We start from the raw sequence: 452 nt of genomic DNA on the forward strand, positions 1-452 counted from the left end.
GCAGTGATCGCCTGCACCCTCAATCACGGCGGTTCCTTTCAGGGTTCGGACTTCAAAACGGTCGCCCGAAATACCGGTAGCACACAACATACCACCTGTAGCACAGCAAAAAAAAGTATTACCCACAATTTCATTATCCCCAGGTGCATACGGTGCAGCCTCTGGAGGTTTTGAAATAAACACTCCCCCCCTCAATCCCTTGTCCACGTAATCGTTTTCTTCGCCTTCGACCAATACGAACAGACCTGCCATGATAAATGCACCTAAGCTTTGTCCGCCGCCCCCTATGTAGTTGAGCTTGCATTATCGCTCCTAGCCATAATTACCGCAATCAGACTCGATCGTTCCTGCCAGTCTCGCTCCTCCTGACCTATCTGTATTAACAATTGCGAGATCTTTTGAAATGTAGGAGTATTCCAGAATTGCCGCTTGACTATATGACTCCGCCTGGA

The 452-nt window shown here is 48.7% G+C and carries 1 protein-coding gene; it reads right to left on the bottom strand.

Annotated elements, in window-relative coordinates; genetic code table 11:
* Positions 1–288: hypothetical protein (locus tag B1A85_RS24125; protein WP_256387498.1), on the bottom strand; the 288-nt coding region annotated here is incomplete at its 3' end.
* Positions 289–452: the final 164 nt, after the last annotated feature.

The sequence above is a fragment of the Chroococcidiopsis sp. TS-821 genome (assembly GCF_002939305.1).
Taxonomy (GTDB): Bacteria; Cyanobacteriota; Cyanobacteriia; order Cyanobacteriales; family Chroococcidiopsidaceae; genus Chroogloeocystis.